The following is a 24087-nucleotide window of genomic DNA, read 5'->3' as shown; positions in this document are numbered from 1 at the left end:
TATCATGCAACATTTGAAAAATTTCATTAAAGCTTCTTATATATTAGCGTAAATCGATAAGGAAGAAAAGAATTAATGCGTGTTGCGTGTTGCAGTGATGTCCATACGTCTTGGTAATTAAAAAACCTTTCCGAGAAACCCGGAAAGGTTCAATGCAGGACCCATTATTTTGAGTAGAATTCGACGATCATTGCTTCGGTAATCTCCGCAGGGAGTTCCGAACGTTCAGGAAGACGGTTGTAAGTACCTTCCAAAGTCTTCTCATCAAAAGTCAGGTATTCCGGAACAAATGTATTTGTTTCCAGAGCATCCTTAATAATCACAAGGTTGCGTGATTTTTCACGAACACCAATCGTGTCGCCAGTTTTTACACGATAAGACGGAATGTCGACGCGTTTGCCGTTAACAGTGATGTGACCGTGATTTACGAGCTGACGTGATTGTCTGCGTGTTCTTGCAAGACCGAGACGATAAACGAGGTTATCGAGACGGGATTCAAGCAGAATCATGAAGTTTTCACCATGAACACCTTTCATTTTCGCAGCATCGTCAAAGGTGCGGCGGAATTGGCGCTCATTTAAACCGTACATGAAACGCAGTTTTTGTTTTTCTTGTTGCTGACGACCATACTCAGACAGCTTAATCCGTTGGGTCGGACCATGCTGACCTGGAACATAGGGACGTCTTTCGAGTTCTTTGCCCGTGCCGCTGAGTGAAATACCCAGACGACGGGACTTTTTCCAAACTGGACCAGTATATCGAGCCATTGAATGACTCCTCCTTCGTCATTTTATTCGAGAGTGTTTGCGTGTAAGCCACAAACAAACTCAAGCGGTATAAAATGACACCTCTGCACGCGCGTCAAAGATATTTTGCTATCTTGTACCTTCGCCCAGGCAGTCTAGGTTACACAGTACACCTCTTTACTCAGAGGAACAAAATAGAAGGGCTTTGAAACCATGCAGTGCTGCCGTCTTTTACACGAAAGCGATTATACCCTTTTTCAGGAGAACATGTCAAGCCTAGAGGTAGGCAACTAATGTTTCAGCGAACGCTTCCAGAAATTGTTGATCGTCTTCTGAGAAACGGTCGCAGATTGGGCTGTCGATATCGAGCACGCCGATCAAGGTGCCGCCTTTAATCAGCGGAACGACGATTTCCGATCGTGACGCTGCGTCACAGGCAATATGTCCCGGAAATTCATGAACATCAGGAACGCGGAGAATTTCGCGTTCTTTTGCTGCTGTCCCGCAAACGCCCTTGCCGATTGTAAGACGTACACAGGCGGTTTTTCCCTGGAATGGGCCAAGGACAAGCTCGTTGTCCTCCACTAAATAAAAGCCTACCCAATTTATTTTATCAAGGCATTCATTTAACCACGCAGAGGCATTTGCCAAATTTGTTATTCGATTGGGTTCATCCTTGATTAAGGATTCGAGAACCTGAATTCTTGTTTTATTGACAGAATTCATTATTTCCACCTCGATCATTAGAGAAATTACTCTAATTTTAGCAGAACAACACGTATTTTTCAGCTATGATGTCGAAAGGTTCTGAGAGGGGGAGAGGTATTTAGAGTCGAACATATATAATAGTAAGAGGGCGAGCAGGATCTGTTCAAGAAAAGGAGCGAATTGGGATGCAGACGAAACGGGTGAATCAGGCAAGCGGAAAGAAAACAAAGGATGCTGTGGTGCATTCAGCGCTGAAACTGTTCAATATGAGTGGATACGATGGAGTTTCTGTTCGTGCGATTGCATCGGATGCCGGGGTTAACGTAGCACTTGTTTCCTATTATTTTGGCGGGAAACAAGGTTTGCTGGAGTATTTAATGGCCGCTTTCTTCGAAGGGTATTTGTCTACTTTAGAAGAAACGGAGCAAATCGTAATGGAAAACAAATCCGCAGCTGACTGTCTGACTGAACTTGCGGATCAATTGATTCGCTATCAGCAGCACGCATTCTATCTTTCACGTTTCGTCCATCGCGAAATGACGTTTGACAATCAGCTGGTTAGAGAATTGATGTCGAGTTATTTGATGAAGGAAAAATTTTTGTTCATCAATTTCTTTCAGCATTTGTTTCACGAGGAATCATTGAGTCCGATCCAACTTGAATTTGCGATCATTCACTATCGTGATTTGATCATTCAACCGTTTCTTCAGCCCCAATATTTTAGGGAAGTCTTTTTTATGCAGCCAAGTGAGCCGTCCTTTCGCATCCAATATTTACGCTTTATTAATGAGTGGGCATGCGGGCTGGATCGACGCTTGCAGCAGGTCTGACGGTGTCCGTTATCTCGAAATGAATAGATGTAGCGTGCTCGTCAGAGAGTGATTTCACTACACTGGCGAGCTTGTTTGTCGTTGGAACGGTTTTAAGCTGGAGCATTAGAAACGTTGTCTGTGAAGGGTGGCGTTGGCTTGATAAAAAAACGGGGAATTGCTTTGGTCACATAAAAAACGACCGTTTGCTTAATTTATTGACCTTAAACCGCATTATTTTGTTACAATGTAATCATATAGAAGCAATGTGAGGTTCCATGCGAGAATGGGGGAAATTCCGTATGTTGTTATACGTTCTGGTAGGCTTGATTTTAGTAATCGTATTTCTCGTTGGTTACGGCGCTTGGATGCGAAAGCGCCTGTTCGGCGAAATTGACCGTGTTGAGGAACGAAGGGTCGAAATAATGAACCGGCCGGTGGCTGCCGAACTGTCCAAAATTAAGCAGCTGAACATGGCGGGAGATACTGAGGAAAAGTTTGATCAATGGCGCAAGGATTGGGACAATATCGTCGGCCAGTCACTGCCGAACCTTGAGGAGATGCTCTTCAATGCAGAAGAATTGACGGATAAATATCGTTTTCATAAAGCGGAACAGCAGGTTAAAGAAACCGATAAAAAGATCGACGCGATTCAAAAAAGCATTGATGAGATGATAAAAGATTTGAATCTCATCGTTGAAAGTGAAGAGAAGAACCGCACGGATATCACACCGATCAAAGAAACTTTTCATCAGATTAAAAAGGATATGATTACAAAGAGAAGCCGTTTTGACAAAACGCTTCCAGCTTTAGAACAATCGATGAAAGCCGTTGAAACGCAATTGATGAACTATGGGGCGGAAACAGAAAACGGCAATTATCTTAATGCACGTGAAATCCTCGTACATGTTCGTGAAGCTGCTGATGTTCTGGCTGATCAAATCAATCGCATTCCTGATCTCTATAAGGATCTTCGAAAAACAATTCCGGATCAAATGAAAGAACTTCGCCAAGGCAAACAAGAGATGATCGATGACGGCTATTATTTAGATCAGCTGCAAATTGATGAGCAGTTGGAAGAAATGGAGAAACACCGTCTTCTTATGGAAACGGCTGTGAACAAGCTGGACCTTGACGAAGCAGAGGATGGATTGAAGGGGATTCATGACCAGCTGGAATGGCTGTATGCACAATTGGAAAAAGAAGCGGTCAGTCGCCAAAGACTACAGGAGCTTGCACCTGCAATCGAAACCAATGTGACACGTATCGGTACAAAAATCAAGAATCTGAGCGAGGAAACCTCTGCGATTCAAGACAGTTATCATATTTCCGATGAGGATTTGAAGATGCATCATGATCTCAGCCGGTCTTTTCAAAAGATTGAAACGGTCTATGTTGAAACGCAGACCGACAAGCAGCAGGAAGCCTTCAGCGCTATTTATGAAAAATTGGAGACCATTAAATCGGATCTGTCTGAAATGGAGACGGTGGCCGATGAATTCAATCAAAAAATAAAAGCACTTCGCAAGGATGAAATGAAGGCGCGCGGTCAGGTCCAAGACCTCAAGCACCAGCTTTATGAAGCGAGACAAATCCTTTTGAAAAGTAATCTTCCCGGCGTACCGGGTTCATTTGCTTCAGCATTGCAGAAAGCAGGAGAGCAGCTGAGCGCAGTAAATGCCCAGCTTGACGAAAAGCCGCTTAATATGGTGATGGTACAGAAACTGCTTGAGCAAGCCGGTCAGGATGCCGATGATGTTTGCCAGCAAACCGAGAAACTGGTGGATACGGCTAAATTTGCGGAAGAGATGATCCAATACGGAAACCGGTATCGTTCTGATGATGCTGAGATTGACCAAGCGTTAAAAAAAGCAGAGCAGCATTTCAGAAATTATGACTACCAGTCGGCTGTCGAAACGGCTGTTCATGCCATCGAAAAAAGAGAACCGAAAATTCTGAAGCGCACAGAGCTGTATGAAAACCAAGAAGCAAATTGAAGGAAATGCATGAACGATTTTATAGAAAAATTGCATCTTAATGTACAAGAAGGAAATACTCATGCTAAGATTCAAATAAAATGGGCAATGGAGAGAATAGCTATTTTATTAATGAACTGAGCTTTTCTGAAAGGAGTTCCCTTGTTTTCATGATCTATTTAGATAATAGTGCGACAACGAAGCCGTATGCTGAGGTGCTTGACACCTACCGTACGGTTTCTGAACAATTTTTTGCTAATCCGTCATCGCTTCACAGTCTTGGTGGGAAAAGCGAGCAGTTGCTTACGCGGTCTCGTGAACAAGCAGCTGCACTGCTTGGGGTTGAACCGGGAGAGATTGTGTTTACTTCCGGAGGCACGGAAGGTAATAACTTGGCGATTAAAGGCGCGGCCTTTGCGTATCGAAAACGCGGCAAGCATTTGATTACGACGGCGATTGAACATGCTTCAGCAGGTGGTGCGTTCACGCAGCTGGAGTCGCTTGGCTTTGACGTGACGTACTTGCCTGTTGACCGTGACGGGCGTGTTTCATTTGAGCAGTTTAAACAAGCCTATCGCGATGATACGATTCTTGTTTCGCTGATGCATGTGAATAATGAGGTCGGAACGGTACAGCCGGTTAAAGAAATTGCCGCTTTTTTAAGTGATAAGCCGAAAACGGTCTTTCATGTCGATCATGTTCAGGGTTTCTCTAAAGTACCTCTGCAACTCGCGGAAAGCGGGATTGATCTGTGCACTATCTCCGGTCACAAGTTCCATGGACCAAAGGGAACCGGACTTCTTTATGTTCGACAAGGCACTGTGCTGTCGCCGCTTTTTGCCGGCGGCGGTCAGGAACAGCAGCGCCGATCAGGAACCGAGAATCTTCCGGGCATTTGCGGCATGGTTAAGGCACTGCGCATCACGCGCGAACATCAAAACGAAGGCATCTGCCATTTACAAAAACTGCAAAACCAGCTGTTTGAGGGATTGCGGAACATTGATGGTGCCGTTATTCATACACCGGTCGAGCATTCCGCTCCAAGTATTGTCAACGTTGCGCTGCGCGGCGTTAAATCAGAAGTACTCGTTCACGCACTGGAAAAAGACGAGATCTATGTCTCAACGAAGTCGGCATGTTCGTCAAAAGAAAATAAGGCAAGTGCGGTGTTAACGGCGATGGGTATCTCGGATGAAGAAGCAGAGCAAACCATCCGGATCAGTCTGGCCTATGAGACAACAGAACAAGACATTGCCGTATTCTTAAAAAAACTGGCTGAAAGAGTCGGTCAGCTAAAGATAGTGATGAGGTGAATCAGGTGATTTATGATTATTTAGTGGTTCGCTTTGGTGAAATCACGTTGAAAGGCAAGAATAAAAAACAATTTGTCGTGAAATTGGAAAATGATGTGCGCGACAAATTACGCAAATTTGCATCGCTTGAGATTAAACGTCATTTTGATGACTTGGAAATAAAACTAAATCATGAAACAGCCGACGATGTGCTCGCTGTTCTGAAGAAAGTTTTTGGCATCCAAAACATTTGGCCGGCGATTAAAGTTGGAACCGACATCGAAGACATTCGCGAAGGTGTACTCCGCATTGCCAATCAGGAAAAAAGTGCCGAAACGTTCAAAATCGCTGCCCGGCGAAAAGATAAGCGCTATCCGATTCATGGCAGCGAACTCAATCAGGATCTCGGCGGCACGGTGCTGAAACATTGCGACTGGCTGCATGTTGATGTCCATGATCCCGATCTCCGCATCAGGGTTGATGTCGGGTATCATGAGACGCATATTTATGGGAAAGAAGTCCAAGGCGCAGGCGGTCTTCCGGTTGGCGCAAGCGGAAAGGTCATGCTGCTTTTGTCCGGAGGAATCGACAGCCCAGTAGCAGCATACCTCGTTGCGAAACGTGGTGCGATCGTTGAAGCGGTTCACTTCCAAAGCCCGCCGTATACAAGCGATCGTGCCAAACAAAAGGTTATTGATTTAGCGAAGAAGTTAAGGGAATACGGAGGCAAGTTTGTACTGCACCTTGTTCCGTTCACAGAGGCGCAAGTTGCGATAAGAGATGCAGTTCCCGAAGATTACCGAATCACGATTATGCGCCGTCTGATGTTCCGTATTGCGGAAAAGCAGGCAGCTCAGCGCGGTGCATTGGCACTTGCTACCGGTGAAAGCTTGGGGCAAGTAGCCAGTCAAACGCTGGAGAGTATGAATACGATTAATGCGGTAACTAATCTTCCTATCCTTCGCCCACTGATCACGATGGACAAGATTGATATTGCAAAAATTGCAAAGGAAATCGATACGTATGAGATTTCGATTCGCCCTTATGAAGACTGCTGTACCATCTTTTTGCCAAAAGCCCCGCGTACACGGCCGGATCGTAACCATGCGGCACGTTTTGAACAGAAACTGGATGTTGACGCGCTGGTTCGTGAAGCGGTTGACGGGATTGAAACCATCGTGATTGATGAGGATGCCCAGGAAGATGTACTCAGTCAGTTACTGTGATTCCGTACCGGTTTAAGCCGGTACAAATACACAAAATGCTTTAGAAAAAATTACCATCCCTCCTTGTGTATGTAGACCACTGAGTCTGCACAATATAATGGCACAAGGAGGTGAGAGACATGGCAGAAAATAATAGCAACCAGATCCTTGTTCCAGGTGCAGAAAAAGCGCTTGAACAAATGAAAACCGAAATCGCTTCTGAATTTGGTGTACAACTTGGTCCTGACACGACCTCACGTGCTAACGGTTCCGTTGGTGGTGAAATTACGAAACGTCTCGTTGCAACGGCGCAACAGCAGCTTGGCGGCAAATACTAATTTGAATATCGCGTGAAAAAGGACAGCTTCGGCTGTCCTTTTTTGCAGGAAAAGAGAGTAAGATTTTACCCCGTCTTCAAGCCGATAGATCTTGACCAAGAATCAAAGCGTAGGTGCTCTGGCGCTCGCGGCAAGCGAGCAACCGAAGCGACGATTCAGCACCGAAAAGGCAGGAGACCATCATACATGTATGAAGAAACTTTCCTAAAGGACCTTTCCTAAAGGACCTTTCCTAAAGGACCTTTTCTAAAGGACCTTTTCTAAAGGACCTTTCGCTAAGTGCGCATACGTCCTGTATGCAACGCGAAAGTCATCACATCCTGTGAAAGTACGTCCTGTATGCAACGCGAAAGTCATCACATCCTGCGGAAGTAAGGACTGGGCGTTTTTTGCCCGGTTTTTCTTATGTTCTGGATTTTGAGAGATTTTCTATTGACTAATGGCAGAAATTCCGCTAAAATACACGTTACATACTTTACTATGCTAATGAGATAAAGCGACTTTCCTTTTATGATAAAATACATAATAAAAAGGTACTGCGAGAAGGAGAAAAACATGATGTCCCAACCCTATATGTTTGAAAAACCGCTTGGGCTGCGTGATACACTGCCACAAGCTCAAAAAGAAATCTCCCGATTAGAAATGATTTTTCAACGTGAATTGCAGCGTTGGGGTTACGATTTTATTAAAACACCGGCTTTGGAATATGCAGAAACCATTGGTCGTGCTTCAGCGATTGCCGATAACCGTCTGTTTAAATTTTTAGATGCGGAAGGACATCCGGTCGTTTTACGTCCGGATATGACAACCCCCATTGCACGGATTGCTGCATCCAGTTTGCGGGAAGAACCGCTGCCGCTTCGTTTGGCGTATACAGCAGATCTTTACCGGAGCCAGCGCAAAGAAGGCGGACATCCGAGCGAATTCGAACAGACCGGTGCCGAATTAATCGGCGATGCAACCCCTTATGCAGATGTAGAGGTCATTTCCTTAATGATGAGCTTGCTTGAGAAAAGCGGATTGGCATCCGTGCGCTTGGCGGTTGGTCATGTCGGATTCGTGAATGCTTTTTTCTATGATATGGTTAAAGACAAAGCGATTGTGAATCATTTACGTAATCTGCTGTACAGCAAGAATGATGTTGGTTTTCACGACTATGTAGCGACGCTTCACGTCACGCGCGAAGTTGCTTCTCTATTGAATAGCTTCGTTGACTCAAGACGAATGAACAATGCGGAGACGCTTCAATTTTTGGAACGATTGGCGGATACGTCTTCGACTCCGGTTCACTCCTATTATCAAAATATTACGGAACTCATTCATTTGTTGAAGTTAGATAATCTCGACGCACAGATTGATCTTGATATCACGCTTGTGCCTCATCTGAGTTATTACACCGGTTTTGTTTTCCAAGGCTTCGGTGGCAAGCTTGGCTTTCCGGTAGCAAGCGGAGGTCGGTATGATGACTTGCTGGCAAAATTTAATCGACCATGTCCGGCTACCGGATTTGGCATTCGTTTGGACCGGCTGATGAGTGCCATAACCATGCCTGCGGCAGAACATGAAAAGAAATGTGCGGTCATCTACGACCGTGAGAATGCCGGCAACGCCATGCGCTACGCCGCAGAAGAACGTGAGAAGGGGCGATCGGTCGTTCTGCAGCATGCAGAAGGTATCGACACACTGGAAACATTTGAACAGCAATTTGAATCGGTTACTTATTTTCTTGAGAGAACGGAGACTGAAGAATGAATGACTCACTTATAACGATTGCTATGCCTAAAGGACGAATATTCGGCGATGCTTGCAGACTGCTGAGAAATGCCGGTTTTCGGCTTCCGGAAACATTTGAAACAACGCGAAAGCTGATCTTTGATCTTGAATCCGAACCGTTCCGTTTTATTCTTGCCAAACCGGTTGATGTACCAACCTATGTTGAGTATGGTGCGGCCGATATCGGCATTGCAGGGAAAGACGTTTTGCTTGAAAGTGGAAGAGATGTATACGAAATGGTAGATCTTGGGATCAGTAAATGTCATATGGCCGTTGCCGGATTGCCAAAGCATCAAAGCCGTCGGCCGTTTTTAAAGATTGCCACGAAATATCCGAACATTGCTTCGGACTTCTATCGCAAACGCGGCGAACAAGTGGATCTTATTGCATTGAACGGCTCGATTGAGCTGGCACCCATTGTCGGTCTCGCCGATGCAATTGTCGATATTGTATCTACCGGACAGACGCTGAAAGAAAACGGTCTGATCGAATATGACCGGCTATTGGACGTCAGCTCACGGCTTGTTGTGAATCCGGTCAGCTACCGATTAAAAAAAGGACTGATTGATCAAATCGTTGAAAAAATGATCAAAGCAACGGAGGGGACCAAGGTTGGAATGGATTAAAGACGGGAATTTGGACTTTTTGAAAAAAAGAAAAGTTGAAGCAAGAGAAGATGCGCAGAAATCGGTTGCGGAAATTATGAATCGTGTGAAAAGCGGCGGCGATGAAGCGCTGAAGGCATTTACGAAGCAATTTGACGGCATTGCACTGGAAGCGATACAAGTAACGGAAGATCAGATGACTGCCGCCGCTGCGCGTGTACCGAAACCGGTTCTTCAAGCGATCAAGCAAGCTGCGCGTAATATTCGTGCTTTTCACGAAAAACAGATCCCTCAATCATGGACGGAAACCGTGGACCAAGGTGTCGTTCTTGGTCAAAAAGTGACACCGCTGGACTCGGTTGGTGTTTATGTACCCGGCGGAACGGCTTGTTATCCCTCATCCGTTCTGATGGGCGCAATTCCGGCACTGGTCGCCGGCGTGAAACGGGTTGTACTGGTATCCCCGCCACAGAAAAACGGCTTAATCGCTGACGGTGTACTGGCTGCTGCACATGAGATCGGTATTCATGAAATCTATCAAGTCGGCGGTGCCCAAGCAATCGCAGCACTTGCCTACGGTACCGAATCGATACGTTCGGTAAATAAAATTGTTGGACCGGGGAACCTTTACGTGATGCTCGCCAAGAAATATGTATTCGGCGATGTAGCGATTGACAGTCTTGCTGGTCCAAGTGAAATTGCCGTTGTTGCAGATGATTCTGCGAATCCGTCATGGGTGGCCGCCGACTTGCTGTCTCAAGCAGAACATGATCGTTTGTCAATGCCGGTACTTGTTACCGATTCAGAGCCATTCGGCCGACAAGTGGAGCAGGAAGTTGAAAAGCAGTTAAAAGAACTTCCGCGCGAAGCCATTGCTTCAGAGTCAGCGAATAAACAAGGGAAAATCATCTTGACTGCCAATCTGCAGCAGGCTGCCGACGTCATTAATCAAATTGCTCCGGAACATTTAGAACTGGCGACACGGGAACCTAAGGAAGTATTGAAATTTGTTCGGAACGCCGGTGCAATTTTCCTTGGAAAATACAGTTCTGAACCGGTAGGCGACTATTTTGCCGGTCCGAACCACATCATTCCGACGAATGGTTCGGCACGCTATGCGAGTCCGCTGGGTGTGGAGAGCTTCATCAAACGCTCGAGCATTATCGAGTACAGTGATGAGGCGCTGCAAGCAAACGGACAAGCTATTGCCGCATTCGCGCGATTTGAAGGATTGGAAGGCCATGCACGAGCAGTTGAAAAACGGATGAAGGGTGCTGTCATTCATGAGTAATCGAACAGGATTTGTGGAACGTAATACATTTGAGACACAGATTAAATTAAAATTTGCGATCGACGGCAGCGGTGAATCGCATCTGGAAACCGGTGTACCTTTTTTAACGCATATGCTGACACTGTTTAGCAAACACGGCTTGTTTTCTTTGGACGTTGAGGCCCATGGGGATACCGACGTCGATGATCACCACACGACCGAAGATATCGGTATTTGTCTTGGCAAAGCAATCAGGCAGGCCGTGGGAGATAAAAAGGGAATCAATCGGTACGGTTATGCAGTTGTCCCGATGGATGAGGCCTTGTCTGAAGTTGCTATCGATTTAAGTGGGCGTCCTTATTTCGTATTTAACGGAAACTTTCCTTCTGAAAAAGTCGGTACCTTTGATACGGAACTTGTAAAGGAATTTCTCGATAAACTGTGCATCGAAGCGCAGATGAACCTTCATGTGACCGTACGCTACGGAGAAAATACGCACCACATGATCGAATCGGTATTTAAAGCGCTTGGCCGTGCCCTTGACGCGGCGACTGTACAAAATCCAAGAATTCAAGGGGTTCTGTCAACGAAAGGAACGCTGTGATGATCGGAATCGTAGATTATGGCATGGGCAACCTTTACAGCCTCAGCCAAGCATTGGAAAGATTGGAACAACCCTATGTGATCAGTGATGATCCGAGCGAGTTGGACAAGTCCGACGGTTTAATTCTTCCCGGTGTCGGTGCCTTTAAGGATGCGATGGGACTGCTCAATCAGAAAAAATTGAGCGATTACCTTAGCGCATATGCTGAGAAAAAGCCGCTGCTCGGAATCTGCCTTGGTATGCAGCTTTTATTTGATGAAAGCGAGGAAGGCGTCCCGACTAAGGGACTTGGCTTAATTGCTGGTCGTGTGGTTCGTTTTTCCGGAATTTCTGAAAAAGGGGGACGCTACAAAGTCCCCCATATGGGATGGAATACCTTGACCTTCGTCACTCCTGATTCAGTGCTTCTGAACGGGTTGAAACCGGATTACGCCTATTTTGTGCACTCGTACCGTGCCAAGCTTACGGATCGTTCGGCGCTGATTGCTGTTGCCGATTACGATGGTGAAGTTCCGGCCGTTGTTGGCAAGGGCCGTGTTTTTGGTACCCAGTTTCATCCTGAAAAGAGCGGGGCATTCGGCCAGGCACTTCTCAAAAATTACCTGCAGTTCGTGCACCAAGATAATAAAGGCGACACTTGTGATTTAGAAAAGGGGAAATGTTGATGTTTACCGTATTTCCGGCAATTGATCTCATTGATGGCAAATGCGTCCGTCTGTTTCAGGGCGATTACGACCAGTCGACGGTCTATGGAGAGGATCCCATCCAAGTCGCGCGTTCCTTTTTTGATCAGGGTGCGGAGTGGCTGCATGTCGTCGATCTTGACGGTGCCAAAGCGGGGCATCCGCTGAACCAAGAACTGATCGCACGTATGGCTCAAGAAGTGCCGATTAATATTGAAATTGGCGGGGGCATTCGTTCCATGGATTCGGTAGAATGGTATTTGGAAAAAGGAATTAAGCGTGTGATTCTCGGGAGTTCGGCAATCAGCGATCCGGACTTTTGTAAAAAAGTGCTTCAACGCTATCCAAATGCGGTTGCTATAGGTTTGGATGTAAAAAAAGGCAAAGTTGCTGTACGCGGCTGGCTCGAAGTGTCCGATTTAAGTGCTGCTGAATTGGCTAAACAGCTGATTCAAGAAGGCGCTGAGCAATTTATCTATACCGATATTTCGCGCGACGGTGCTCTTAAAGGCGCAAATGTTGCAGCGGCGGAACAGCTTGCCGAAGAAATCGGAAAACCGGTGGTAGTTTCCGGCGGAGTCACGACGCTGGATGAAATCAAAAAGATGATCGGCAATCACAAAGTGAGCGGAGCGATCATCGGTAAAGCACTTTACACGAAACAGATCGCGTTAAGCGATGTGTTGAAGGCGGTGAACGACTGATGCTGGCCAAACGAATTATTCCATGTCTGGACGTCAAGGACGGCCGTGTTGTAAAAGGCAAACAGTTCGTGCAACTGCGCGACGCAGGAGATCCTGTGGAACTGGCGATGTTTTATAATCGTGAAGGTGCCGATGAACTGGTCTTTCTTGACATATCTGCTTCGAATGAAGGCAGAAACACCATGGTTGAAGTCGTCAAACAAGTTGCCGCCAAACTCAACATTCCTTTTACGGTTGGCGGTGGGATTCGAACATTGGAAAATATCAAAACACTGCTTCGCGCCGGTGCAGACAAGGTCTCCCTGAACAGCTCAGCAGTAGCGAATCCTCAGCTAATTAAAGAAGGGGCCGATTTTTTCGGCAATCAGTGTATTGTCTGTGCGATTGATGCCAGGTGGGATTCGCAATCAGCTACATACAAGGTCTATACACATGGCGGACAAAAGGAAACCGAACTTGATGCTGTCGAATGGGCAAAAAAGGCGGTTTCCCTAGGTGCGGGAGAAATCCTGCTCACCAGTATGGATCAAGATGGTGAGAAAAATGGATTTGAATTGAAGCTGACGCGAAAGATTAGCGAAGCAGTCGATGTTCCAGTCATTGCTTCCGGCGGAGCAGGCAAAGCCGAGGATTTTCTCGATGCATTTGAATCAGGCAAGGCAGATGCCGCACTCGCCGCATCCATTTTCCATTACAAAGAAACATCCGTTGCAAAGGTGAAATCGTTTTTAAAACAAAAAGGAGTGGCAATACGATGAATGCAGAAACACTAAAGTATAACGAGCAAGGATTGATTCCAGCCATTGTACAAGACGTGCAGAGCAAGGAAATCCTAATGATGGCTTATATGAATAAGGAATCGATTAATAAATCGCTGGAGAGCGGCGAAACATGGTTCTACAGCCGTTCACGTCAGGAACTCTGGCACAAGGGCGCAACCTCGGGTAATACTCAGAAGATCGTTGACTGGGCGGTTGACTGCGATTCAGACACTTTGCTGATTAAAGTGAAACCGGCTGGACCTGCCTGCCACACAGGCAAGTACAGTTGTTTTGTTCCGGAAAAAACTGACAAGAAGGAAGCTGAAACGGTAGGATCCGCTCGCTATGAAATCCTTGCTGAACTGGAACACGTGATTGCAAAGCGCGAGGCAGAACGTCCGGAAGGCACCTATACAACGTATCTGTTTAACGAAGGCATTGACAAGATTTTGAAGAAAATCGGTGAAGAAACTTCCGAAGTAATCATCGCTGCCAAGAATCATTCCATTGCAGAACTGGAATGGGAAGTATCTGATGTGGTCTATCACACACTGGTTATGCTGCGTGAACAAGGCGTCGGCTTTGACCGCGTGCTTCGTGTGCTTGAACAGCGTCACCGTGACAAGAGCGAATTTCAGCGGGAAAAAGCAAAAGATCTTGGCTTATAATGCATTTATAAATATCGGCCCGAGAGCAATCTGTCTCTCGGGTTTTTGTATGTTTTGAACTATTTTTCGAATACTAGAAAGTATAAAGGGTACAAAAAAGGAGCGTTTGATGGTGCGCCTGTTCATTGTCTTGTCAGGGTTAAGTGTTGGACTTTTGATTCTATTGGTCCTATTTATTTTAAAAAGTACGCTGACACTGCGCGTCAAGTATCTGATCGGCGTGCACCATTTCGAGTGGAAGGCTGATCTGTACCTTGGGCGGAAGAAAATTTTTACATTTCACTCCGAAACGCCAAGAAAGAAACCACGTGGGAATCCCTCCTCTAAAAAAAATGAAAACAAGACCATTTCCCAAAATGACGAAAAACAAACGACAGACCGTGCGGCGTTCCTTTATCAACAATTGGAAAAAGGCGTTGATTTTCTTCGTACGGGACAGCGAGGCCAATCTATTCAAATGACTCATGTTGTGTGGGTGACGACATGCGGAACCGGAGATGCCGCGGAAACGGCTATGCTTTGCGGATTGATTTGGGCAGTTAAAGCGTCGCTATTGCCTTGGGTGAACGCAATGAGCGCTGATCATCCGCGGATCAATGTTGTTCCGGCTTACCAAAGAAAATGTTTGAACTCAGCATTGTCGTGCATGTTTCAGATGCGGTTCGGAGACGCTATAGCTATGATCAGGAAATTAAGGAGCCAATTGAAAGAGGGGTAACTATGGCAGATCATCCGATACAAGGGTTGATGAAGACTGCACTCGAAAGCCTGCAGTCCATGGTGGACGTAGGCACGATTGTCGGAGATCCGATTGAAACAGAAGACGGACATACCATCATCACTTTGTCAAAGGTCGGTTTCGGTTTTGTTGCTGGCGGCAGCGAGTTCAATACAAAGAATGAAAATCCGGATGAAGATCCAACGGAAGAGACCGAAGCCTATCTTCCATTCGGCGGCGGTACTGGCGGCGGTGTGTCGATTACACCGATTGCTTTTTTGATCATTGGCGATGAAGGTGTAAAGACGATTCATCTCGACAATAACACGCATTTGTATGAACGACTGATCGATTTGGCACCGCAAACGATTGAGCGTATTAAAGAAATCCTTGAAAAAAGCGGTTCAGGAAACAGTTCAAAGCGGAAAAAACGCCGCAGTGAATGGAACGACGAAGAATAACGCGATTAACTGAACAAAACATGAGAGTGCATCTTAAAAGTCTGCTGCTGACTTTGGGATGCCTCTTCTTTTATATTTATAACCCACTTGAGTGGCGCGGACACCGTATCCTGCGGAAGTACATCCTGTGCACAACGCGGAATTAAATAGACGGAAAAATTCCCCTTATATACCTCTGAAATGAGCGCTACTCTGCATATAGCCGAAAAATCTCCGCTTATTTTTACTTAATTAAGGATCAGAATGCTTAATGAAACAGAAGTGAGGGGGATGAGGATCATTTTTTTTATTATTTCAATAATGTCCAAGCCCCCCTCATTTAGATACTTGGGCGCCTGCGGGATCGCGCCTTGTTGATGCGTGCCGGCGCGACCCCGCAGATTCTTGCCCTGTCTGAGGAGGCTCGCGGTGCGCCCGCGGCAAGCGAGTAACCGAAGCGACGATTCAGCACCGAAAAGACACGAATCCATCACACATGTATGAAGGAACTTTCCTAAAGGAACTTTCGCTAAGTGCGCATACGTCCTGTATGCAACGCGAAAGTCATCACATCCTGTGAAAGTACGTCCTGTATGCAACGCGAAAGTCATCACATCCTGTGAAAGTACGTCCTGTATGCAACGCGAAAGTCATCACATCCTGTGAAAGTACGTCCTGTATGCAACGCGAAAGCCACCGCATCCTGCGGAAGTAAGGATCGGGCGCTTTTTGCCCGGTTTTTCTTACAGGATAAGAAAGTATATGATTTTGACCTGTCTTCAAACCAATAGCCCAGTGTCTTGGCCGAGAAACAAAGCGGAGGTGCGAGACGCCTGCGGGAACAGCGTGAGGCCACTGAAAAAGTCCAACCTATTCATTGGGCCGTTGAATGTTTGATTCATCAAACATTCAACGGCCCTTTTCCTTTATAATGGAGCTATCAACGTATATAGGTGGTAACTCAATGCTCTCAAATCAAGAAACACTCAACCTTAGCCCTTATGCAGCACTCTACGATCTTGTTGTCCCAAAAGATAATATGCTTCGTCAAATCAATGAACTCGTGGACTTTTCATTCATTTATGATGAATTGAAAACAAAATATTGTCTTGATAATGGGCGTAAAGCGATCTCTCCAATTCGAATGTTCAAATATTTATTATTAAAGACGATTCATGATTTATCAGATAACGATTTAGTCGAGCGTTCTAAATATGACCTGTCGTTTAAATATTTCCTCAACATGGCCCCTGAGGAGGACGTCATTGATTCAAGTTCGTTAACGCATTTTCGTAGGCAACGTCTTCAGGACGTTAAATTGTTAGATCTGCTTATTGGGAAAACCGTTGAGATTGCGCTTGAAAAAGGAATTATTAAAAGTAAAACGCTTATTGTTGATGCCACCCATACAAAAGCGCGTTATAACCAAAAATCACCGATCGAATTTCTACGAGAGAAATCTAAAAATGTTCGCAAAGCCGTCTATCAATTGGATGCATCCATGAAACCAAAATTTCCAGAAAAGAATACATCTAATGAAATCAACGAGGAATTAGATTACTGTCATCAACTCATTTCCACCCTTGAAACCGAACCGCAAATCACCGCGCCGCCTGCGGTTAAAGAAAAGTTAAATGTCCTCAAAGAGAGTGTCGAAGATTTTAAGGAACATATGAACCCTTCGAATGATCCCGATGCTCGGATCGGACATAAAACAAAAGATTCTTCTTTTTTTGGTTATAAAACACATCTGGCGATGAGCGATGAACGTATTATTACAGCGGCCGTCATTACGACAGGCGAAAAGAGCGATGGAAACTATCTGGAGCCTTTAATCGAAAAAAGTAAGGAGTCAGGGATGACCATTGATACGGTCATTGGCGATACGGCTTACTCAGAAAAAGATAATATTACCTATACAAAAACAAATCATATAGCTTTGGTTTCAAAATTACACCCTGTGGTATCACAAGGCACGCGCAAAAAAGCATTTGAGTTTAATAAAGATGCGGGTATGTTTGTCTGCCCGGCAGGGCATATGGCTTTTAAAAAGAAATACGATGGAAGACAAGGAACGAAAAAGGTCAATCCGCGTGTAAGATATATGTTCGATGTAACGAAATGCCAAGTATGTTCCATGCGTGAGGGGTGTTATCAGGAAGGATCAAAAACGAAGTCTTATTACGTTACGATTAAATCCACAGAACATAAAGAACAGAAAGCATTTCAAAATACGGAACAATTTAAATCACTGGCAAAAACGCGTTATAAAATAGAAGCGAAGAACAGTGAGTTAAAAAACAGACACGGGTATGATACAGCATCATCTGCGGGTCTGTTTGGAATGGAGATTCAAGGAGCGACCACGATCTTCGCAGTCAATCTCAAGCGGATTCTGAAGATCCTCAACGAAAAAAGATAAAAAAAAAGGGAAAAAGGACCACTTTTCGTCAAAACGCAGACGAAAAGTGGTCCTTTTTTGCGCCAACCAGAATTCTCAGATCAAAAAATCGACAGTTTTTCAGCGGCTTCAACAGCGTGCCAGCGAGACCCCGCAGATACCTACCTGTCTGAGGAGGCTCGCGGTGCGCCCGCGGCAAGCGAGTAACCGAAGCGGCGATTCAGCACCGAAAAGACACTAGTCCATCACACATGGTTGGAGATTAAGGACCGGGCGTATTTTGCCCGGTTTTTCTTAATTGCTTTTACAAATGTGGTGAACCAAAATCGAAATTTGTTGATTGGTGAAACAAAACAGGCGCTAAGTGCGTATGTAGGAAGCAAGATCTATGCATCAATTGCTCTGCTCGCAAATTTGGTCTATAGTGAACATAGGCATGTGAAAGAATAGCAAAATGGAAGGAGTGAGCAACAATGAGACAACTGTGCAATGGCTATGTAACCAGATTTGACACGTGTCGTCTGTTCGTAGCACAGAGCCGCAACGTCATTCCATTTTTTTATAGAATTTCACTATTTTGTCACAAATACATAAATAGGCGCCAAAAACAGCAAGTAATCTTTTTAACTTCGCTGTATAATATACAATGTAAGCGTTTTAATTGGTATGGAGGAAATCGTTTTGCAGACAACAACAGTCAGTGAACTTTTTACAATGATTGATCAAGCAGCACTTTATACAAAAAAAGAACGAAAATCAGATTACTTAACCGCTCTATGCGAAACTGCTGAGGGGTTGGTTAAGGATGAAATTAAGGCTGAAACAATTGCTGATAAACTGAAACCGTTGTATGAACGTTTCTACAATCAGAAGATGACGGCAGAAGATGTACGGCGTTCGCTTCAACTTGCGTTGCTCAAGGGGATGAAAGCATCGCCTCAGCCAAATCACGAATTGACTCCAGATACTTTGGTGCTGCTGATGGGGCATATGGTTGCCATGCTTGCTGGCAAAAAGCCGTTTTCAATACTTGATCCGGCTGTTGGTGCGGCAAACTTGCTGACAGGAATTATGAATCAGTCGGCGACCGATGACATTAAAGCGTTTGGTGTCGATGCAGATCCATTGCTTATTCGTCTGGCTGCGGCGAATGCCAATTTGCAGCAGAAAGCGGTGCAGCTTTTTCATCAAGACGGCTTGAAGCCAATCTTGGCTGACCCGGTCGACTATGTTGTTTGTGATTTGCCGACCGGAGTCTATCCGGATCAAGAAACAGCAAAAAATTATACATTAAATGCTGTTGATCCGAAGCAGCCGCTGATTCATTTTCTATTTGTGGAACAAGCATTGCGCATGCTTAAAGACAAAGGATACTTCCTTGCGCTTGTTCCCAACCATCTGTTTTCAGATGATCAGGGGCATGTTTTTCACGATTTTCTTCAAAAGAAAGCGACCATTCTCGCATTGATTCAGCTCCCGGTGTCACTCTTTCTTCGAGCGGATCAAGCGAAGAGCATCTTGTTGATGCAGAAGAAAACCGATATCCAGGATCATGCAAAACAAGCATTACTTGCAGAAATGCCCGACTTCTCCAACGAAGTCAAGATGCGCAAGTTTATGCAGCAGCTGGATCATTGGTTTCTACATCGTTCGGTTTAAGAAGACGAGAGGGTGATCGACAATGGCTTTAATACTCGCGATCAACGCCGGCAGTTCATCGCTGAAGTTTCAGCTTCTCGATATGCCTGCTGAGCATTTGGTCACTAAAGGTTCGGTAGAACGTATTGGTTTGTCGGATTCAATTTTTACCATTCAAGTAAATGGCGAAAAACAGCAGGAAATCGCATCCATCTCAGATCATGAAGAAGCAGTTCGTATCTTACTTGATAAGCTCACGGAGCAGAAAATAGTCGGATCATTAGATGAAATTGAAGGCATCGGTCATCGTGTGGTGCACGGAGGCGAAACCTTTGATGATTCGGCACTGGTCACAGATGAAGTGATTCAAAAGATTGAAGACCTTTCCGAACTGGCCCCGCTTCATAACCCGGCCAACCTGGTGGGCATTCGCGCTTTTCGCGATGTTCTCCCGAAGGTGCCGGAAGTTGTCGTCTTCGATACTGCGTTTCATCAGACCATGGACAGCGCTGCTTTTTTGTACAGTCTGCCTTATAAATATTACACGGATTATGGGGTGAGAAAGTACGGATTTCACGGCACCAGCCATAAATATGTTGCCTACCGCGCGGCTGAACTTCTGAAGCAGCCAATTAAAGAGTTGCGCTTGATTTCTTGTCATCTGGGCAATGGTGCAAGTATCACCGCGATCAAAGGCGGCAAATCAATTGACACCTCGATGGGCTTTACTCCGCTGGCCGGATTGACGATGGGGACGCGCTCCGGTGATATTGATCCCGCGCTGATTCCGTACATTATGGATAAGACCGGAATGAATGCCAGCGAAGTTGTGAACGTGCTGAACAAGAAAAGCGGTTTGCTTGGTATCTCCGGATTCTCCAGTGATTTGAGAGATATTGAAAAAGAAGCGAAAAGAGGCAATAAACGGGCGATTCTGTCGATTAACGTGTTTGTCGAACGGATTCAAAAGTACATTGGTTCGTTTGCAGCAAAGATGAATGGTGTTGACGCAATTATTTTTACTGCGGGCATTGGGGAACACAGTTCTATGATTCGCGCCCGCGTTCTTGAAGGGCTCAGTTTTATGGGCGTTGATTGGGATCGGAAGCGCAATCAGGTTAATGGTCAGGAGACATTCATCAGCACCGATCAATCGACTATAAAAGTTCTGGTCGTTCCGACAAACGAAGAAGTGATGATTGCGCGCGATACGGTGCGTCTCTCAAACTCGCAGAAAAAAATTGACGAATCCTAAGTGTACGCAATAATGTATGTAAATTTCCTGAAAAATAATAAGAAGGTGTCTCTTTAGCAAAAATGGCTTTTGAGACACCTTCTTATTTTATGAAGCGTTCGCTTTTATTTAGTCAATAATTTGAAGCTCTTTTGGGAAATGGGTTAATGTTTCCGGGCCGTTTTCAGTGAGGTAAACATCGTCTTCAATACGAACGCCACCGACGCCTGGAACATAGATCCCCGGTTCGATTGTAAATACCATCCCGGTGGTTAACGTTTTATCATTTGCAGCACTCATTGACGGCTGCTCATGTTCGCCAAGCCCAAGTCCGTGTCCAAGACGGTGCGTAAAGTATTGACCGTAACCGGCATCTGCGATCACTTTGCGAGCGACACCATCCAGATCGCCGATTCGCAGCCCTTTTCGCGCAGCCTTAATCGCTTCTAGATTGGCTTGCAGCGTTGTCTCGTAGATTTTATGTTGTTCGTCGGTTGCGTGTTTGAAGCAAACCGTTCGTGTGATATCAGAACAATAGCCGTCAATGACAACGCCGAGATCAAACAAAACAAAATCGCCTTCGTGAATCTGATGAGTACCCGGATAGCCGTGCGGGTTGGCAGTGTTTTCGCCGGTCAGTACCATGGTATCAAAGGCCATTTGCGAATAGCCCTGTTTGGCAAGTTCATGCTCAATTTCCGCAACAATCGCAGCCTCTGTTCTGCCTTTTTTGATTGCATCAATGCCCAATTTAACGGCATAATCGGCAATCTCTCCCGCCTTCTTCATGGCTGCAAGTTCATGCGCATCTTTAATATTGCGCATATCTGAAAGATAGTCTTCGATCGAGCCAAACGTTACTTTTTCGTCAATGCTTTTCAATGCAAGAGCCTTTTGATAAGGCAGTGTTGTTGGTTCGATGAAAACTTTAGTCGAATCGGCATGGCGTCTATCCAAGGCTTTTTTTACAAAAGTCCATGGGTCCTGGTCGTCTCGATATCCGATCACTTCATGACCGAAATCAGAAGCTTGTGCCTGACCGACTTCGAGCTCAGGGCAAATTAAGAAGGGTTCATCTTCAGGAAAGAGAAACAAACCAAGAAAACGTTCATGCGGATCACATTTAAAATGTGTCAGATAGAATACATTCGTCGGATCAGCAATGTATGCGAACCGACCGTCCTGTTTTCTTAACCATGCTTCAATCTGTTTCATTTTCTCTGACAATAAGGGTCACTCCAGTTTCATTCATAATACCTTTAATGTATCACAATCTCGAGCGTTGCGGATAAATCTAAATCGATTTCATTGGAAAAAGGTTGGCGAATCTTCAGGCCAAGCAACCGACCGATGCGGATGGTGTGCAGCGTAGTGTATAATTAAGGTAAAAATTAAACACTTGTCCAAGAACGATCCGATTAGACAAAAACGATTGCTTAAATACGAACAAACATTCTATAATGAGGAGTGAAGAGGATGCATGTGACTTATGTTGGTCATTCAACAGTTCTTATTCAAACGAAAAAGGCAAATTTGATTATCGATCCTTTTATCAGCGGCAATTCGCATACGCCGCTGTCTCTTGACGACTTGCCGAAAATTGATGCTGTTTTGCTCACTCACGGGCATGGCGACCATATTTTGGATACTCAAGCGATTGCTGAGCGGGACGGATCACTTGTGATTGCAATCGCAGAGCTTGCTACCTATTTTAGCTGGAGCGGGCTTCATGTTCATGGAATGTCCATCGGCGGTTCTTATATGTTTCCGTTTGGTAAGGTGAAAATGACGCAAGCGTTCCATGGTTCAAGCATCACCAACGCCGAGCGTAAGCAGATCATCTATGCTGGGATGCCGGCAGGACTGTTGTTAAGTTTGGACGGCAAAACAATTTATCACGCAGGAGATACGGCACTGTTTTCTGATATGAAGCTTATTGGCGAACAAAATGATTTAGATCTCGCCTTCTTGCCAATCGGCGACAACTTCACGATGGGCCCTGAAGATGCTTTGATTGCTGCAAAGTGGCTTAAGGCAAGACGTATTGTCCCCATTCACTACAATACGTTCCCCGTCATCACTCAGGATGCCGATAAATTTACAGATCAGCTTGGCGGACATGGATATGTATTGTCACCTGGTCAAACACTAGAGCTGTAGGGGCTGTTTGGAGCGATTGAAATGGAGACGAAGCACGAGCAGATCATAAAATATATTGAAAATCTGGAAATCGGGAGTAAAATTTCGGTGCGCCAGACTGCAAAAGCACTTCAAGTCAGCGAAGGAACGGCCTATCGCGCAATTAAAGATGCAGAAACCCAAGGATTAGTCAGTACGGCTGAACGTGTCGGAACGATCCGGATTGAGCAGAAAGTGCAGGAGAGTATTGAGAAGCTGACCTTCGACTCTGTGGTAAACATTGTTGACGGTCAGGTTCTTGGAGGAAAAGACGGTCTGTCGCACACGCTGAATCATTTTGTGATCGGTGCCATGGAGATGGATGCAATGAAACGCTACATCGGCGCAAACGATCTGATGATTGTCGGCAACCGCGAGTCGGTGCAAGAGTATGCGCTTAAAGAAGGTGCAGCTGTGCTCATTACAGGTGGATTTAATACGAGCGAGCGAATTAAAATACTTGCGGATCAGACAGGGCTTCCGGTCATCTCCACTTCATACGACACGTTTACGGTTGCCGCGAAAATCAATCGTGCGATCTATGATCAATTAATTAAAAAAGAAATTGTTCATGTTTCCGACATCATGATCCCTTTCGCTGAGACGGAGTTTGTCTTTACCTATGATGCGCCGAAACGCTGGTATGAATTAAATCATAAAACGTCGCACAGCCGTTTTCCGGTCGTTGATTCTCAGATGAAAGTTGTCGGTATTGTGGCGATGAAAGACGTCATGAAGCAGCAGACGGCCGATACCATCGAAACCTTGATGACGCCACTTCCGGTTGTCGTGAATCCGACAACATCCGTTGCTGCCGCTGCTCATCAGATGATTTGGGAAGGCTTTGACGGGCTGCCGGTTGTTGACAAGCAGCAGCATCTGCTCGGGATGATTACTCGGCGTGATGTACTTAAAGCATTGCAAATGATTCAGCAGCAACCGCAAATGGGCGAAACGATTGAGGACATTGTCTCCTCGCAATTAAAGGACTATTCGAAGAATGACCATTATATTTTTCGCTTTAATGTCACACCGCAAATGAGTGATTATCTGGGATCGGTATCCCATGGCGTGATGACGTCCATGATTACGATGGTATGCCGCCGGGTACTTAATCACATGAGACGTGGCGATTTGGTCATTGACAATCTTTCCTTTTACTTTTTTAAACCGGTGCAGTTGGAACAAACCGTCACCGTTCAGCCGAAGGTTCTTGAGATGACAAGGCGAAATGGAAAGATGGATATTGAATTATTTGTAGATGGTCAGCTGTGCGGCAAGGCATTATTGAATGCTCAGTTTATTGACCGTTATTAACGGCGGTTCGGCACAATGC

23 protein-coding genes are annotated in these 24087 nt (G+C 45.4%); 20 read left to right on the top strand and 3 right to left on the bottom strand.

What is annotated here, in order from left to right:
- Positions 1 to 164: 164 nt before the first annotated feature.
- Entirely contained in the window at positions 165 to 767 is a 603-nt protein-coding gene (gene rpsD / locus K7399_RS08290) for a 30S ribosomal protein S4 (RefSeq protein ID WP_028976364.1), read from the bottom strand.
- A 255-nt stretch (positions 768 to 1022) separates the two neighbouring features.
- Positions 1023 to 1472 (bottom strand): GAF domain-containing protein, encoded by a 450-nt coding sequence (locus K7399_RS08285; RefSeq protein ID WP_028982730.1) that lies wholly within the window; start codon positions 1470 to 1472, stop codon positions 1023 to 1025.
- A gap of 167 nt (positions 1473 to 1639) precedes the next feature.
- Here K7399_RS08285 and refZ point away from each other — a divergent pair, with 167 nt between their 5' ends.
- From refZ to K7399_RS08195, 18 genes are all read left to right on the top strand, one after another.
- Complete coding sequence (gene refZ, locus K7399_RS08280) at positions 1640 to 2284, top strand: forespore capture DNA-binding protein RefZ (protein WP_051575092.1); 645 nt, start codon at positions 1640 to 1642, stop codon at positions 2282 to 2284.
- A gap of 281 nt (positions 2285 to 2565) precedes the next feature.
- Positions 2566 to 4260 (top strand): septation ring formation regulator EzrA, encoded by a 1695-nt coding sequence (ezrA, locus tag K7399_RS08275; protein ID WP_028976361.1) that lies wholly within the window; start codon positions 2566 to 2568, stop codon positions 4258 to 4260.
- Positions 4261 to 4409: 149 nt separating this feature from the next.
- Entirely contained in the window at positions 4410 to 5552 is a 1143-nt protein-coding gene (locus K7399_RS08270; protein WP_028976360.1) for a cysteine desulfurase family protein, read from the top strand.
- A 5-nt stretch (positions 5553 to 5557) separates the two neighbouring features.
- Positions 5558 to 6757: a tRNA uracil 4-sulfurtransferase ThiI gene (thiI, locus tag K7399_RS08265; protein WP_028982732.1), complete on the top strand. Its 1200-nt coding sequence runs from the start codon at positions 5558 to 5560 to the stop codon at positions 6755 to 6757.
- A 119-nt stretch (positions 6758 to 6876) separates the two neighbouring features.
- On the top strand, positions 6877 to 7074 hold the full coding sequence (locus K7399_RS08260) for an alpha/beta-type small acid-soluble spore protein (protein WP_028976358.1): 198 nt from the start codon (positions 6877 to 6879) through the stop codon (positions 7072 to 7074).
- A gap of 555 nt (positions 7075 to 7629) precedes the next feature.
- A complete protein-coding gene (locus K7399_RS08255) occupies positions 7630 to 8826 on the top strand; it encodes an ATP phosphoribosyltransferase regulatory subunit (RefSeq protein ID WP_223362280.1) in 1197 nt (398 codons plus the stop codon).
- Positions 8823 to 9473, top strand: a complete 651-nt coding sequence (gene hisG / locus K7399_RS08250) for an ATP phosphoribosyltransferase (RefSeq protein ID WP_028976355.1) — start codon at positions 8823 to 8825, stop codon at positions 9471 to 9473. The genes K7399_RS08255 and hisG overlap by 4 nt, the downstream gene beginning before the upstream one ends.
- Positions 9460 to 10743, top strand: a complete 1284-nt coding sequence (gene hisD, locus K7399_RS08245; protein WP_028976354.1) for a histidinol dehydrogenase — start codon at positions 9460 to 9462, stop codon at positions 10741 to 10743. The genes hisG and hisD overlap by 14 nt, the downstream gene beginning before the upstream one ends.
- Positions 10736 to 11326: an imidazoleglycerol-phosphate dehydratase HisB gene (gene hisB / locus K7399_RS08240; RefSeq protein ID WP_028976353.1), complete on the top strand. Its 591-nt coding sequence runs from the start codon at positions 10736 to 10738 to the stop codon at positions 11324 to 11326. Before hisD ends, hisB begins: the two co-directional genes overlap by 8 nt.
- A complete protein-coding gene (hisH, locus tag K7399_RS08235; protein ID WP_128166886.1) occupies positions 11326 to 11991 on the top strand; it encodes an imidazole glycerol phosphate synthase subunit HisH in 666 nt (221 codons plus the stop codon). The genes hisB and hisH overlap by 1 nt, the downstream gene beginning before the upstream one ends.
- The gene (gene hisA, locus K7399_RS08230; RefSeq protein ID WP_028976351.1) at positions 11985 to 12713 is read left to right on the top strand and encodes a 1-(5-phosphoribosyl)-5-[(5-phosphoribosylamino)methylideneamino]imidazole-4-carboxamide isomerase; all 729 of its coding nucleotides are present in this window, start codon (positions 11985 to 11987) and stop codon (positions 12711 to 12713) included. Before hisH ends, hisA begins: the two co-directional genes overlap by 7 nt.
- On the top strand, positions 12713 to 13471 hold the full coding sequence (gene hisF, locus K7399_RS08225) for an imidazole glycerol phosphate synthase subunit HisF (RefSeq protein WP_028982735.1): 759 nt from the start codon (positions 12713 to 12715) through the stop codon (positions 13469 to 13471). Before hisA ends, hisF begins: the two co-directional genes overlap by 1 nt.
- On the top strand, positions 13468 to 14142 hold the full coding sequence (gene hisIE / locus K7399_RS08220; RefSeq protein ID WP_128166884.1) for a bifunctional phosphoribosyl-AMP cyclohydrolase/phosphoribosyl-ATP diphosphatase HisIE: 675 nt from the start codon (positions 13468 to 13470) through the stop codon (positions 14140 to 14142). Before hisF ends, hisIE begins: the two co-directional genes overlap by 4 nt.
- Before the next feature lie 109 nt (positions 14143 to 14251).
- The gene (locus K7399_RS08215; protein WP_028976348.1) at positions 14252 to 14860 is read left to right on the top strand and encodes a DUF2953 domain-containing protein; all 609 of its coding nucleotides are present in this window, start codon (positions 14252 to 14254) and stop codon (positions 14858 to 14860) included.
- A gap of 2 nt (positions 14861 to 14862) precedes the next feature.
- Entirely contained in the window at positions 14863 to 15321 is a 459-nt protein-coding gene (gene ytfJ, locus K7399_RS08210; RefSeq protein WP_028976347.1) for a GerW family sporulation protein, read from the top strand.
- A gap of 943 nt (positions 15322 to 16264) precedes the next feature.
- Positions 16265 to 17722: an IS1182 family transposase gene (locus K7399_RS08205; RefSeq protein WP_223362279.1), complete on the top strand. Its 1458-nt coding sequence runs from the start codon at positions 16265 to 16267 to the stop codon at positions 17720 to 17722.
- Positions 17723 to 18382: 660 nt separating this feature from the next.
- A complete protein-coding gene (locus K7399_RS08200; protein ID WP_128166882.1) occupies positions 18383 to 19360 on the top strand; it encodes a class I SAM-dependent methyltransferase in 978 nt (325 codons plus the stop codon).
- Positions 19361 to 19382: 22 nt separating this feature from the next.
- Positions 19383 to 20594, top strand: a complete 1212-nt coding sequence (locus K7399_RS08195) for an acetate/propionate family kinase (RefSeq protein ID WP_028976792.1) — start codon at positions 19383 to 19385, stop codon at positions 20592 to 20594.
- Positions 20595 to 20702: 108 nt separating this feature from the next.
- On the opposite strand, the gene K7399_RS08190 is transcribed toward K7399_RS08195, so the two are convergent.
- Positions 20703 to 21800, bottom strand: a complete 1098-nt coding sequence (locus K7399_RS08190) for a M24 family metallopeptidase (RefSeq protein WP_028976793.1) — start codon at positions 21798 to 21800, stop codon at positions 20703 to 20705.
- 249 nt (positions 21801 to 22049) lie between these two features.
- Here K7399_RS08190 and K7399_RS08185 point away from each other — a divergent pair, with 249 nt between their 5' ends.
- Positions 22050 to 22733 (top strand): metal-dependent hydrolase, encoded by a 684-nt coding sequence (locus tag K7399_RS08185; RefSeq protein WP_028976794.1) that lies wholly within the window; start codon positions 22050 to 22052, stop codon positions 22731 to 22733.
- Positions 22734 to 22754: 21 nt separating this feature from the next.
- On the top strand, positions 22755 to 24068 hold the full coding sequence (locus K7399_RS08180) for a DRTGG domain-containing protein (RefSeq protein WP_164875494.1): 1314 nt from the start codon (positions 22755 to 22757) through the stop codon (positions 24066 to 24068).
- Positions 24069 to 24087: the final 19 nt, after the last annotated feature.

This window comes from Sporolactobacillus terrae (genome assembly GCF_019930545.1).
GTDB lineage: Bacteria > Bacillota > Bacilli > Bacillales > Sporolactobacillaceae > Sporolactobacillus > Sporolactobacillus terrae.
This window is presented reverse-complemented; position numbering and strand designations above follow the sequence as displayed.

Bases quoted from the DNA above. Each gene is read 5' to 3' on its own strand.
- rpsD (WP_028976364.1), bottom strand. From the start codon at position 767: ATGGCTCGATATACTGGTCCAGTTTGGAAAAAGTCCCGTCGTCTGGGT.
- K7399_RS08285 (WP_028982730.1), bottom strand. From the start codon at position 1,472: ATGAATTCTGTCAATAAAACAAGAATTCAGGTTCTCGAATCCTTAATC.
- refZ (WP_051575092.1), top strand. From the start codon at position 1,640: ATGCAGACGAAACGGGTGAATCAGGCAAGCGGAAAGAAAACAAAGGAT.
- ezrA (WP_028976361.1), top strand. From the start codon at position 2,566: ATGTTGTTATACGTTCTGGTAGGCTTGATTTTAGTAATCGTATTTCTC.
- K7399_RS08270 (WP_028976360.1), top strand. From the start codon at position 4,410: ATGATCTATTTAGATAATAGTGCGACAACGAAGCCGTATGCTGAGGTG.
- K7399_RS08260 (WP_028976358.1), top strand. From the start codon at position 6,877: ATGGCAGAAAATAATAGCAACCAGATCCTTGTTCCAGGTGCAGAAAAA.
- K7399_RS08255 (WP_223362280.1), top strand. From the start codon at position 7,630: ATGATGTCCCAACCCTATATGTTTGAAAAACCGCTTGGGCTGCGTGAT.
- hisG (WP_028976355.1), top strand. From the start codon at position 8,823: ATGAATGACTCACTTATAACGATTGCTATGCCTAAAGGACGAATATTC.
- hisB (WP_028976353.1), top strand. From the start codon at position 10,736: ATGAGTAATCGAACAGGATTTGTGGAACGTAATACATTTGAGACACAG.
- hisH (WP_128166886.1), top strand. From the start codon at position 11,326: ATGATCGGAATCGTAGATTATGGCATGGGCAACCTTTACAGCCTCAGC.
- hisA (WP_028976351.1), top strand. From the start codon at position 11,985: ATGTTGATGTTTACCGTATTTCCGGCAATTGATCTCATTGATGGCAAA.
- hisF (WP_028982735.1), top strand. From the start codon at position 12,713: ATGCTGGCCAAACGAATTATTCCATGTCTGGACGTCAAGGACGGCCGT.
- hisIE (WP_128166884.1), top strand. From the start codon at position 13,468: ATGAATGCAGAAACACTAAAGTATAACGAGCAAGGATTGATTCCAGCC.
- K7399_RS08215 (WP_028976348.1), top strand. From the start codon at position 14,252: ATGGTGCGCCTGTTCATTGTCTTGTCAGGGTTAAGTGTTGGACTTTTG.
- ytfJ (WP_028976347.1), top strand. From the start codon at position 14,863: ATGGCAGATCATCCGATACAAGGGTTGATGAAGACTGCACTCGAAAGC.
- K7399_RS08205 (WP_223362279.1), top strand. From the start codon at position 16,265: ATGCTCTCAAATCAAGAAACACTCAACCTTAGCCCTTATGCAGCACTC.
- K7399_RS08195 (WP_028976792.1), top strand. From the start codon at position 19,383: ATGGCTTTAATACTCGCGATCAACGCCGGCAGTTCATCGCTGAAGTTT.
- K7399_RS08185 (WP_028976794.1), top strand. From the start codon at position 22,050: ATGCATGTGACTTATGTTGGTCATTCAACAGTTCTTATTCAAACGAAA.
- K7399_RS08180 (WP_164875494.1), top strand. From the start codon at position 22,755: ATGGAGACGAAGCACGAGCAGATCATAAAATATATTGAAAATCTGGAA.